The organism is Microcystis sp. M113S1 (assembly GCF_020246945.1).
Taxonomy (GTDB): Bacteria; Cyanobacteriota; Cyanobacteriia; order Cyanobacteriales; family Microcystaceae; genus Microcystis.
This window is the reverse complement of record NZ_JADBSA010000060.1, coordinates 1-11546: the sequence shown is the minus strand read 5'-3', so window position 1 is coordinate 11546 and position 11546 is coordinate 1. Positions and strand designations below refer to the sequence as shown.

Annotated in this window: 11 protein-coding genes, 1 tRNA gene and 1 pseudogene; 6 read left to right on the top strand and 7 right to left on the bottom strand. The window is 43.1% G+C overall.

Annotated elements, in window-relative coordinates:
* Positions 1–212 precede the first annotated feature (212 nt).
* A pseudogene (locus IM319_RS03575) lies at positions 213–509 on the top strand (hypothetical protein); the annotation flags it as partial.
* Between the two features lie 116 nt (positions 510–625).
* Here the strand turns inward: IM319_RS03575 and IM319_RS03570 are convergent.
* The 3 genes from IM319_RS03570 to IM319_RS03560 all read right to left on the bottom strand — a co-directional run bounded on the left by IM319_RS03570 (position 626) and on the right by IM319_RS03560 (position 3079).
* Complete coding sequence (locus IM319_RS03570) at positions 626–2119, bottom strand: MFS transporter (RefSeq protein ID WP_287734666.1); 1494 nt, start codon at positions 2117–2119, stop codon at positions 626–628.
* A gap of 22 nt (positions 2120–2141) precedes the next feature.
* Positions 2142–2924 (bottom strand): DNA repair protein RecO, encoded by a 783-nt coding sequence (recO, locus tag IM319_RS03565; RefSeq protein WP_287684724.1) that lies wholly within the window; start codon positions 2922–2924, stop codon positions 2142–2144.
* Positions 2925–3006: 82 nt separating this feature from the next.
* A tRNA-Ala gene (locus IM319_RS03560) sits at positions 3007–3079 on the bottom strand.
* A gap of 77 nt (positions 3080–3156) precedes the next feature.
* On the opposite strand from IM319_RS03560, the gene IM319_RS03555 reads away from it, so the two are divergent.
* Positions 3157–3969, top strand: coding sequence for a rhodanese-related sulfurtransferase (locus tag IM319_RS03555; RefSeq protein ID WP_286826757.1), 813 nt, complete (start codon positions 3157–3159; stop codon positions 3967–3969).
* 48 nt (positions 3970–4017) lie between these two features.
* On the opposite strand, the gene IM319_RS03550 is transcribed toward IM319_RS03555, so the two are convergent.
* Positions 4018–5565 carry a protein kinase domain-containing protein gene (locus tag IM319_RS03550; RefSeq protein WP_287734664.1) on the bottom strand — a complete coding sequence of 516 codons (1548 nt, stop codon included), beginning with the start codon at positions 5563–5565 and terminating at the stop codon, positions 4018–4020.
* A 57-nt stretch (positions 5566–5622) separates the two neighbouring features.
* Positions 5623–6111: a polyhedral envelope protein gene (locus IM319_RS03545; RefSeq protein WP_287734669.1), complete on the bottom strand. Its 489-nt coding sequence runs from the start codon at positions 6109–6111 to the stop codon at positions 5623–5625.
* Positions 6112–6517: 406 nt separating this feature from the next.
* Here IM319_RS03545 and IM319_RS03540 point away from each other — a divergent pair, with 406 nt between their 5' ends.
* On the top strand, positions 6518–7045 hold the full coding sequence (locus IM319_RS03540) for a hypothetical protein (protein WP_286826624.1): 528 nt from the start codon (positions 6518–6520) through the stop codon (positions 7043–7045).
* Positions 7046–7086: 41 nt separating this feature from the next.
* On the opposite strand, the gene IM319_RS03535 is transcribed toward IM319_RS03540, so the two are convergent.
* Positions 7087–7866, bottom strand: coding sequence for a pentapeptide repeat-containing protein (locus IM319_RS03535; RefSeq protein WP_287734662.1), 780 nt, complete (start codon positions 7864–7866; stop codon positions 7087–7089).
* Between the two features lie 440 nt (positions 7867–8306).
* Complete coding sequence (locus IM319_RS03530) at positions 8307–9194, bottom strand: helix-turn-helix domain-containing protein (RefSeq protein WP_287734661.1); 888 nt, start codon at positions 9192–9194, stop codon at positions 8307–8309.
* A gap of 197 nt (positions 9195–9391) precedes the next feature.
* Between IM319_RS03530 and carA the strand changes: the two genes are divergently transcribed.
* The 3 genes from carA (at position 9392) to IM319_RS03515 (ending at position 11385) form a co-directional block, all read left to right on the top strand.
* Positions 9392–10540 (top strand): glutamine-hydrolyzing carbamoyl-phosphate synthase small subunit, encoded by a 1149-nt coding sequence (carA, locus tag IM319_RS03525; protein WP_286826607.1) that lies wholly within the window; start codon positions 9392–9394, stop codon positions 10538–10540.
* Between the two features lie 74 nt (positions 10541–10614).
* The gene (locus tag IM319_RS03520) at positions 10615–10965 is read left to right on the top strand and encodes an STAS domain-containing protein (protein WP_287686072.1); all 351 of its coding nucleotides are present in this window, start codon (positions 10615–10617) and stop codon (positions 10963–10965) included.
* Between the two features lie 3 nt (positions 10966–10968).
* Positions 10969–11385: a Mini-ribonuclease 3 gene (locus tag IM319_RS03515; RefSeq protein ID WP_287077165.1), complete on the top strand. Its 417-nt coding sequence runs from the start codon at positions 10969–10971 to the stop codon at positions 11383–11385.
* Positions 11386–11546 lie beyond the last annotated feature (161 nt).

Here is an 11546-nt window from a genome sequence, read left to right as displayed (position 1 = left end):
TTTCAGGTGGTCAACTACCTAATTTTCAGGGAAAAAGTACCTGAATTTTCCCCCTGATCACTCCCATGCCTGGTACTTTTTGATTGACAAAAAGTCTAAAAGTCTTACCCAACAAGGTTTTTAGATTTATTCAGCAGACCATAATTAAAGTTATCGCTAACTCGACCGGCATCGGGTTGGGGCAAAAAAATCAGCTTCGAGGAGTTTAACCCATGACAGCAGTTACCGAGAATGATCTGAAAAGGTTGGAAGATTTAATCGTTGGTGGTATGAGAGCGATCGAGTCCCGATTAACTAGCCTAGAAAATGGACAATCAGAAATCAAGTCAGACATCAAGTCTCTGAGTGCAAAAACAGAAAATATCGATAAGCGGCTCACCTCGATCGAAACCCGTCTAGAAGATTGGAAACCGTCGATCGACAAAACAGCCGATCTTGCCGAAAAAGTAGGGGAACTGAAAAACTGGCGCTCAATCGCTTTTTTGATATTGGGTGCGATTATCGGTTGGTTCGCTTGCAACTCGATCAAACCCTCGAAACTTTTAACAATCTTTGTCACTGTCGAGGTGGCAAAAAAGGCACTAGAATGGGAACCATTTACTGCTAACTGATAACTGTTTACTGTTTACTGTTTACTGTTTACTGAGCGAGAAACATACCAAGTAAAACCACCGCCGATAACTGCCATAACTGCTAAAGCTAATAGTACCGGTCGGAGTCCGAATTGAGTTTCGGCGATACCCGCAACAGCTAAGGGTAAAGAGAGGGCAATATTAACGGCATTATTTTCTAAACCAAAGACTTTACCGCGCATTTCGGGGGGTGTATCTGCCTGTAGGGTAGTTTGCATGGGAACCCCGACTAAAGCGGCAAAAATGCCCAATAAAGCGGTCATAGCGAAGGCTAAAATTAAACTCTTTGTGGCTAGAGATAAACCGATTAAAGCTGCCGCCATACCCAGGGAACCCCAGAGACTTAATTGGGTGTGGGAGAATTTTTGGCCCCAATAACCTAGGGTAATCGCACTAACTGCCATTCCTGCACCACAGGAGGCTAATAAAAAGCCAAATTGAGAAGCTTTTAACCCGGGTAGTTTTTCGGCCATACTGACGGCTAATACCGATAGAGCAGCAAAAATACAGAATAAGATGACTAATTGAATCAGAGCATTACGAACTTTATGATTTTTGTTGAGGTAACGAATGCCGTCGCGGATATCTTCCCAAACATGGGGCTGTTCTGCGGTAGGAATGACATATTTTTCGTTAGTTCGCAGGATAATTAGAATTAAACCGGCAATTATATAAAAAGCACCGACAATCATCACTTTGCCAATATCAAATTGTCCGGCTCTGGTGCCGAAAATACTATCAGCAAAAGCTAATAAAGGTTCACCGATGGCAAAACCGATAATTAATACCGCCATGGTGGTTAAAGTGTTGAGGGAATTAGCCGGCAAAAGATGACGGCGTTTTACCACTAATGGCAGGGTAGATTGTTCGGCGGGGGCAAAAAATTGGGTTAAGGTGGAGACAAGAAAAGTAATGACTAACAACAGGAAAAAACCGAAGGGTAAATTAAATTCTCCTTGTAGCCGGTAATGCCAATTTCTTAACCCGTCAGGCAACCAACCGAGGGGAACGGCTAAAGTTTGCTCGCGCACTAACCATAATAATAGGGGAATGAGGAGGACAAAAGCCCCGCGTAAAAGGTTAGAAATAACTAAAACTTGTTTTTTTAACCATCTATCAACATATACACCCGCCACCGAACCCACTAACACCGCCGGAATTGTATTAGCAATCATTATCGCCGATACCCAGCCACTAATTGACTGATCGGCTTTTTGGTAATGGGTGGCAATTAGGGAGATCATCAGGACTAAATAGAATTTATCCGCTAATTGGGAAAAAATTCCCCCCGCCCAGAGAGTGAGAAAGCGCGGGTTTTTTAGCACTGGGGCAAAACCCTGACTAGGATTGGATTTGGGCGCACGTTTAGGCAAGCGGTTCATGGTTTCTGCGTCGGATTGCCTCGGTGAGGAATCGGAAGAATTAAAAACAGGAGTGGAGGAGTCGCTAGACGTAGCGTCGTCAGTTTCTGAGTCAAACAGTTGCATTATGATGATTGTTGCTATCTGTTTAAAATTCTAAGGGAGATAAACCCTCAACTAATGCCGAGGAGCGAAAAGTTTTTCCCAGATGATACTGAGTATAGCGGCGCAGCAGGCGATCGAGGTTAATCCAAGCTAGTTCTGAGGTAAGGTTTTCTTCTGGGGGAAAATCTGTTTTTCCTAGGCATTGCAGTAATTGCAGTTCTTGCTGCGTCAGTTTACTATCGATTTTGGGCGGGTTGATTGTTTCTGTGAGGGCAGCTAGATCTATTATTCCCCCTGCCTCGAAACTGAATCCTAGGCAATTGTCCCTAATTAAAGCTTTTCCCGTCAACAGGCAGTTATGGACTTGCGGCACTAAGCCAGCAATTATTAAGAAATGAAAAATTGCTTGACAAAGATAGGGAAGTATGTATTGATTTTCGTCGAGGACTTCAATTCTGGCCAGATGGCTGCAGATTAATTCGTATAATTCCCTCTGGGGTTGTTCGCTCAGGGCGATCGCCAAAACCAGTTCACAGAGGTATTGACTAACGGTGAGTTTGGCGAGATTTTGACTTAATTTGGGATAAGATTCGATAGTTTCAGCTTGAACGACCTTATCTAGGGATTTTCCTGCGACTATTAACAGATTATTGACCACAAATAGTTCACTTCTACCCCGCAGGGAAGATTTATACTTGCGCGCACCGGGAGCGATGGCTCTAATTAAACCATATTCGGCGGTCAAAATAGTTAAGAGGCGATCGGCCTCTCCGAAGGCCATTCCTTGCAGATTGATTCCAGTAGCTTGATAGGTACGAGACATCATTTAATAATTAACTAGCTAATTGTCTCCCCAAAAAGACTTGAGCTAATCACCAAGCAAAAGGGAAACTATGGAGGATATGCTATGGAGGTTAGCGGACTCGAACCGCTGACATCCTGCTTGCAAAGCAGGCGCTCTACCAACTGAGCTAAACCCCCGATCTGGTTTTTGAGACACTCTCCTTATTATAACCTATAGTGAAAAATATTACAAGTAAATTTTTCCCTTGCCTGCCATGTCTTATCTAGTCGCCACTTTTTACCAGTTTGTGGCTTTGTCAGATTATCGTCAAAAACAGCCAGAAATACAAAAATACTGCCAAGAAAGAGGAATTAAAGGAACTATTCTTCTGGCAGCCGAGGGGATTAATGCAACGATCGCCGGGAACAGTCAAGCGATCGCCGAGGTGATTAGTTGGTTAAAAACCGATACTCGTTTAGCTAATCTAGAGGTGAAAGAGTCTGTTTGCGATTATTTGCCCTTTCAACGCTTAAAAATTCGCTTAAAAAAGGAAATCGTGACTTTTGGTCAACCCAAGGCTAATCCTCTCGAAAAAACAGGAATTCATCTCAAAACTGAACAGTGGAATCAATTGCTGAAAGAGCCGGACGTGGTAGTTATCGATACTCGTAATAATTATGAAGTGGCGATCGGTACTTTTGCGGGAGCTCTTAACCCGGAAATAGGGCATTTTCGCCAATTTCCTGAGTATATTCAGGACAATTTTGATAGTATTAACGATAAAAAAATAGCTCTTTTTTGTACGGGGGGAATTCGCTGTGAAAAGGCGGCAGCTTTTTTATTAAATCAAGGCTTTTCTCAAGTTTATCAGCTAGAGGGAGGTATTTTGAAATACTTAGAAGAAGTTAGTCCCGATCAAAGTCTTTGGCAAGGAGAATGTTTCGTTTTCGATCAAAGAGTGGCACTAACAGCTAATTTAGAGGTAGGACATTATGAAATGTGTCCCGCTTGCGGTCATCCCATCGATGAAAAAGATAAACAATCCCCCAATTACCAAGCAGGAATATCTTGTCCCTATTGTAGTTGATTTTATCCTATTGTCCCGCTCTCATCTCCCTACTTTTCTAGTATCTGGTTACTGTTTTTTGCGGATTTGTGTACCAGAAATCATGTCATGAAGGGTGCGTTTTTTCTTTGTCCAGGCTGCCAGTAAAAAGCCCAAATATAAGGGAGCAGTGGAGAGACATTTTAGTAAGTAGCGGCGATTTGCTCTCGCAAAAGATATGCGTCTTCCTTCGCTATCGGTGACGGATAAATCAAAAAACATTTTACCAATAGTGGCTTTAAAAAGATATTCCAAGAAAACATAATATAACCATTTAATAACTATTCCTAAACCGAGAGCAGTCAGGATGGCAATATGCTCGTGAGTAAAGTTAATTTTGGCTTGAATATTATAGATAATTGCTGCTATAAATAAAGCAAAACCAAAAATTGTTGTTCCAGCTGCACTTAATCCTGCTGCGTAGTAAACCCAGATTTCTTTGGCTATATCAAAATCAAGGTTTAAATCTTGAAAAGTTGACCATTGTTGTAAGCGAAAACAGATATAACCACCTAATAAAGCGGCGATAATAAGAACGATAAAAGAATCAATTAAAGAGGCTTTTAAACGGAGCCAAAACCCAGCATAACTGGGAGAAATTGCAGCTAGTAAAGAAATAAGTGCAGGATTGGGAATAGGAATAATTTTAGGTTTTTCAAGAGAAGAATTTTTAGTTTTTTTAGTTTGATGGGGATTGGCTTTAATATCAGTAATAATTTTTAGCAAAGTTTTGGTATCTTTAGGTCGATCAATAGGTTTTTCTGCCATTAAATTATCGATAAAATCTGCTAATCGAGAAGGAATTTTTGGGGTATATTTACGCCAGTTAAATTCATTGGTATTAATATTATAAATTTTCGGGTCACTGGGTTCTTTACCGGTTAACAAAAAGACGAAAGTTTTGCCCAAAGCATAAAAGTCTGATTGGGGGACAGAGTGACCACGAGATTGTTCAGGGGGAGCATATCCGGGGGTATAAATTCCTGTATTTTTGCCTCCTGCTAGGACGGTTTTAGTTACTTGTCGCGCTGCCCCAAAATCAATTAAAACTAATTGACTATCGGGTTTTAAGATAATATTAGAGGGTTTGATGTCGCGATGATAGAATTTATGTTTATGAACTTCGTGGAGAATATTGGCTAACTGAGTTAACCAATCCAAAGCGAGATTATAATCAATCGGTTTAAATCCTCTTTGTTTTTGATATTCTTCTAAGTCAATACCAGCAATTTTCTCCATGACTAAACAGTGTAAAGCAGTTTGACTCTCCCGGGGATGATAAATAAAATAGTTTTCTCCTTTGGGAATACCGGGGTGATTTAATTGTTTTAAAAGATTAGCTTCCTGTTGAAATAAATCAATAGCTTTGCTGGAATCGTAGGTAAGAACTTTTAATACTTTGGGTATTTTATGTTCATCTATCACTTCATAGGTATTACCAAATCCACCTTTGGCACTCAATAAATTTGTGACTCGATATTTACCATTTAAAAGCAAGTCGGAACCACAGGATTGACAGTAACGACTCTCCGTGATAGTTTTCGGTTTAGGACAATGAGGATTAATACAAAAACTCATGGATTTTATTGGTAGAGTACAAAATAAACTTGATGATTAAAATATCCCCTGATATATTTAAGGTTTATTGCCAAGAAAAAAGCCGCGCAATCCCAAAGTTACCACGGCACTTAAAAAAGCTACAACCATGGGGATAATCAGGGATTTAAACCCTTTCAAGTCCGCAATATCTTTAACTAGGATTGCATAACTATCTTCGACTTTTTCCAGTCGTTTATCCATTGCTTCGACTTTCTGATCAAGAGTTTTAATATCTCCTTTGATTTCTGTGACTTCCACCTTTAAATCATTAACATCTTTTTGGAGACTGTCAAATTTTTGATTAACATCTTTTTGGAGACTGTCAAATTTTTGATTAACATCTTTTTGGAGACTGTCTATTTTCTGATCCATATCTCTTTGGAGATTGTCTATTTTCTGATCCATATCTCTTTGGAGACTGTCAAATTTTTGATTAACATCTCTTTGGAGAGTGTCGATTTTACTCTCGATCCTTGTCAGGACAGATTCAAGGGAATAGGTAACGGTTTCGCTAGTTTGTGTCATCATTAAAACCCTCTGGTCGATATAGCCAAATATAATTAGGTTATGCTGAAACAGTTTTTCGTGGGGGTGGGGTGTCGGGTGTGGGGTTTTAGCCATTTTCAGGTGGTCAATTGCCTAATTTTCAGGGAAAAAGTCCCTGAATTTTCCCCTCTGATCACTCCAATGGCTGGCACTTTTTGATGGCAAAAAAGCCTAAAGATATTATCCAACAAAGTTTTTAGATTTATTCAGCCAGCCCCAATTATTCCCCTATTGCCTATTGCTAGGAGCCAAGGACGATTTTGCTGCCGGAAAATTTTCAATTGTGGCCAGAGATCGATCGTGGTAATTTAAGAAAGCGATCGGGGAACTCTAACAGGGAAGATCCCGACCCTAGCGAGGGAGTGCCTGTTTAACCGTCTGTCCTATGTACAAGTCTATTACTGTTTTAACGCTGCTGACGGGAATTATCGCCGTTGATGTGGTTTTTGCTCAATCCACTGTTAATCTTCCCATCACAGTTAAACGGGGAGAATCCTACGAAGGATTATTGACTAGAGCATCGCAATTAGCAGAGAAAACTATCATCAGTCGTTTTAATCAACAACAGGGTATTAATAAAATTGATTTATTAATAACGGCCGAAAAATCAGGGGCGATCGCACCTCTCCTCTCGGTCAAGGTATCCCGTCAAGATTGGTTTGGCCATCCCAATATTCAACGCTGGGCTAATGTTTTTCCCTTTGGCAAAGATCTCCTCGGTTTTAGCTCTCCCGCACCCGTCGTCACCCCGAACAATCCCCCCGCTGCCGTTAATCCCAGTCCATCTCCAGCACCATCTCCCACCGCTACCACTCCTCCTCCTCCCCCTGCTTTACCCTTCGAGGACGAGCCGAATAATGCTCCCCCAATCCCCATTCCTAACCAAAGATTAACCACTCCAGCTAATCGTTAATCGATAGGAAAAGGAGGGGCTTTCGGCAGATATATTGACTTTTAAGTGGCAAAACGGGGCTGAAACCAGTCTAGGGGAAAAATATCATCTTCTTGGGCGGTTTCTGTCCAACCAGTGACGCTCTCAAAACAAGTCCCCGTCAAGTTAGCACCCCTCAAGTCCGCTCCCTGTAGATTTACCTCTTGTAAACGCGCTCCCGCTAGATTAGCACCCGCTAAATTGGCCCCGCGTAAATCACTACCCGTCAGACGTGCCTCGCTAAAATTAGCCCTTTCTAAATTGGCCCCCTGAAAGTCCACCTCTTTAAGAAAAGAGCCGCTAAAATTGGCTTCCCTTGCGGAAATCTGACGACATTTAGCCCCACTTAACCGCGCTTCCTGCAAATTAGCCCAATTGAGATTGACTTTATCTAGGGTTGCCTCCTGGAGATTAACTAAGTATAAATTCGCCCCGCATAAATTCGCCCCGCATAAATTCGCCCCCCGGAGATTAGCCTGGGAAAGATCCGCCCCACTTAATCGCGAGTTACGCAGGTTTGCCTGTACCATAAAGGCCCCGGTGAGATTGGCTTTGGTTAAGTCCGCTTCCACTAATTGCGCTTGACTTAATTTGGCATAGGTTAAATTCGCCCAATTCAAACTCGCTCCCCGCAGATTTGATTTAGTCAGAAAAGAGCGACTCAAATTAGTTCCGCACAAATTGGCCGCAGCAAAATTGACAGCGATTAGAGTCACTTGTTGTAGATCTAGACTCATCAAGTCAATGGCTAAAAAATCCCGCTCTCCTTGTTCGTAGAGTCTTAGTAACTGATTAACTTTCATCTCCCTTCTTCTACTTTAAGATGGTGGTTAAGAAGTAATCAACAAAAGCACCCAAAAACTTCGTCTGATAACTAACTCATCTAAAAGCTGAGTTAGTTATCAGACTCTCTTTTGAGTTTATGTAAAGTTTTTTATCGATTTTTTAAGAGAAGATAACCCGAACAGCAAGTTAATTTTAATCATAGTTAAATAGCTTGGCTAAAACAGTTTGACTGGTTTTTCCAATTCTACCCCAGTCCATCGGGTAATCAGTATCTGAAACTACTCTTGTTAAAAAACTTATCTATTGTTCAAACTCGATTATTCAGCTTTTTAGCCCTCATCCGTCAGCCTTGAGTCAGTAATCAGTTATCAGATGTGAGTTTTCGGTTCACTGATTACTGATTACTGATTACTGTTCACTGAAAATACTTCCCAACCCCTGCTAATCCCCTAATTCCCTACTCTAAAGCGTAGATACGACCATCCATGAGCAGACGGGTGATCCCTTTAGCTTCCAGTTGAGCGTGAGCTTTTTCGATCAGGCGACCGTCGGGAACTTTAATCACTTTTTCCTTGCGCTTGGAGAAACGACGAGCGATGCGATGACTTTCAAAGATGGGGAGGGTGCGCTGCTGGATTTCCTGAGGGGGAACCTTACCCAATTCGGCAAAATCCTTGAGGGGACGGGTGATTAATTCGGCAGCGCGATCAATGACCAAGTAACAGGTTTTGGGAAAAGCCGCCGCCGATAGGGGTAATATCTGTAATTGGGCTGTTTTAACGATAGTCGGGCCTAAATAGCTGCCCGCTAGTTCCTCCTCCTCCTCGTCTTCATCTTCATCTTCATCCTCCTCTTCATCCCAATCCTCGTCAAGCTCATCTTCCTCCTCCTCTTCCTCGATAGCTTCGACGAAAAACTCGTTTAAATTAGCGTTTTCTAGAGGCTTATCGCCATTAATTTCTGTATCTTCCGAATTATCTGCTTCTGGCGGGTAAGAGGTATCCATTAACAGGGTTAATTGTTCCACAGAAGCGATCGGTTGCTCAAAATCCCACTCATCCTTAGCTTCGATGCGCGCTGCCCGAAAACTAATCACCTCGATCGCTTTTTCCGATAAATCCGCGGCTGCTCCCTCCTCCTCGAGGCCACGAGGATTGCGGGCCAAGCGTTTTTTCTGGATTAATTGCTCGTATTCCTCGCTAGAAAAAGAATTTTTGAGAAAACGACTGACCGTAGAACTACTCACGCCATAACGCTCGGCTAAGGTGGAAGTGGTGGCCTCCGTTTCCCGATAAAGCTTAAGAATTTCTTTTTTCGTGGCATCAGTCAGTTTTCTTGGACTCATATTACTTATATAGTTATTTTTTAAGCGATAGGACCTTGCCGATGGCTAGTCAGGGGAAACTGTTGTCCTTGAGCGGATGTACTCTTAATCATAAAACGCTCTAGCCAATTAAAACTAAGCAATTCGTTTTCTAGTCCCTGTTCTAGTCTATCCTTGACTTCTGTTTCTCACCACTACTCAAGATTAAAAAATTGACGATGATATCAAGTGCTGCTAGTCAAAAAGCCTTATTAGTTCTGGCCGATGGTACGGTTTACGAGGGTTATTCCTTCGGGTCCAAGGGAACCACCGTCGGCGAAGTTGTCTTTAACACCGGGATGACTGGTTATCAGGAAGTCCTCACCGATCCCAGTTATGCTGGTCAAATCGTCACTTTTACCTATCCGGAATTGGGAAATACGGGGGTTAACCCCGAGGATGAGGAGTCAATTCGTCCCCAGGTGAAAGGAGCGATCGCCAAAAATATCTGCCACCGGCCCAGTAATTGGCGTTCTACCCAATCCCTACCGGATTATCTGGCCGCTCATCATGTTATTGGCATCTATGGCATCGATACCCGGTCTTTGACCCGCAAAATTCGCTCGGTTGGGGCGATGAATGGGGCAATTTCTACGGAAATACTGGATTATCACGATTTACTGCGGCTGGTGCAGGCAGCCCCCAGTATGGCGGGGTTAAATCTCGTTAAAGAAGTTACCACGAAGGAAGTGTACGAATGGACGACTCCCACCCCGTCCGCCTGGGAATTTGCACCAATTGATAGTGATCAAGAACCATTAACAGTGGTGGCGATCGATTTTGGCATCAAACGCAATATTCTCCGGCGTTTAGCTAGCTACGGTTGTCGGGTGATCGTGGTTCCCGCCGACACTCCCCCGGAAAAAATCGCCGCATATAATCCCGATGGTATTTTCTTTTCTAACGGACCGGGAGATCCGGCGGCTGTCACCGAAGGTATTGCCCTAGCCAAGCAACTTTTGCAAGGGGAAAAACCCACTTTTGGCATCTGTATGGGTCATCAAATTTTGGGGCTATCCCTAGGAGCAGAAACCTTTAAACTGAAATTTGGCCATCGCGGGTTAAATCAACCCTGTGGACTGCGGCAACAGGTGGAAATTACCAGTCAGAATCACGGTTTTGCGGTGCAGGAAGCCTCTTTAAATCCGCAAGTGGAGATTACCCATCTCAACCTCAATGATCGCACCGTAGCGGGTTTAAAACACAAGTCTTTGCCCTTTTTCTCGGTACAATACCACCCCGAAGCCAGTCCCGGCCCCCACGATGCCGATTATCTGTTCGCCAAATTTGTTGATTTAATGCGGGAAGCAAAAAAGGATCGGTCGTAAATTTTTAGGATATACTAGGGTTTTGATTTTTACGGCTCTAGAGCTAGGAGGCGATTATTCCAGAAGCAATTAACTTGACCGTCAGCTTGCGAGGTACGCGTGAGGTCAGAGATAAGTACCAAATTTTCCGTTTGACGGGTCTTTTAGATGCCTTTTCCGAACCGACTTTTTGTAAGGTGATCGAAGGCTATGTGGATCAAGGTCCCAAGGATGTGATTATTAGCCTCGCTCAGATTGATTTTATCGATAGCTCCGGTTTAGGGGCTTTAGTAAAATTGGTGAAAAAGGCCAAAACCGAAGGAGGCAGTTTACAAATTGTTACTAATGCGCGGGTAACTCAAACCGTAAAACTGGTGCGATTGGAGCAGTTTTTTTCCCTGCAACCCACCCTAGAAGCTGCGATCAAATATCTGGAAAAAGCGTAAATCGTGGAATCTCCTCTCGAAAAAATTCGCTTACAGCTAAGTGGCGAGGGGTCACAACTCCTAGAGGGTCTTGACCGATTATCGCCCGCTTCTCTGGCCTATCTAGGGGATGCTGTTTATGAATTATACATCCGCACCTATTATTTACTGCCGCCCCAGCGTCTGGGAGACTATCACGCTCAGGTGGTGGGCAAAGTCAGGGCCGAACAACAGGCTTTAGATTTAGAACAACTGCAGCCCTATCTGACAGACCAAGAAAAAGAAATTCTGCGCCGGGGACGCAATGCGGTCACGGGAAAACGCCGTCGTCTGACAGCCCAAGTCTATCAGCAGGCCAGCAGTTTAGAAACCCTGTTCGGCTATCTTTATCTGCAAGACCCCTCCAGATTACATCAACTATTAGAAAAACTAGAATTTTGACACTCTCGCCGTCAAGCTACGCTGTGACGGGAGATTCTTGCTTCTACTCCTCTTAACTAGACACAATCGGAAGACTATGCCCCCGTCAGACCGAATCCACAAGCGTTTTAGTTTAACGTCTGCCGACTGCCCGGACGGCTCTGAATTTTATTTGTGGGCAG

What these genes read in the sequence shown, in the direction of transcription:
- IM319_RS03530 (WP_287734661.1), bottom strand. Translation starts at nt 9,194, where the DNA reads ATGAGTCCAAGAAAACTGACTGATGCCACGAAAAAAGAAATTCTTAAG.
- IM319_RS03535 (WP_287734662.1), bottom strand. Translation starts at nt 7,866, where the DNA reads ATGAAAGTTAATCAGTTACTAAGACTCTACGAACAAGGAGAGCGGGAT.
- IM319_RS03550 (WP_287734664.1), bottom strand. Translation starts at nt 5,565, where the DNA reads ATGAGTTTTTGTATTAATCCTCATTGTCCTAAACCGAAAACTATCACG.
- IM319_RS03555 (WP_286826757.1), top strand. Translation starts at nt 3,157, where the DNA reads ATGTCTTATCTAGTCGCCACTTTTTACCAGTTTGTGGCTTTGTCAGAT.
- carA (WP_286826607.1), top strand. Translation starts at nt 9,392, where the DNA reads ATGATATCAAGTGCTGCTAGTCAAAAAGCCTTATTAGTTCTGGCCGAT.
- recO (WP_287684724.1), bottom strand. Translation starts at nt 2,924, where the DNA reads ATGATGTCTCGTACCTATCAAGCTACTGGAATCAATCTGCAAGGAATG.
- IM319_RS03570 (WP_287734666.1), bottom strand. Translation starts at nt 2,119, where the DNA reads ATGCAACTGTTTGACTCAGAAACTGACGACGCTACGTCTAGCGACTCC.
- IM319_RS03540 (WP_286826624.1), top strand. Translation starts at nt 6,518, where the DNA reads ATGTACAAGTCTATTACTGTTTTAACGCTGCTGACGGGAATTATCGCC.
- IM319_RS03545 (WP_287734669.1), bottom strand. Translation starts at nt 6,111, where the DNA reads ATGACACAAACTAGCGAAACCGTTACCTATTCCCTTGAATCTGTCCTG.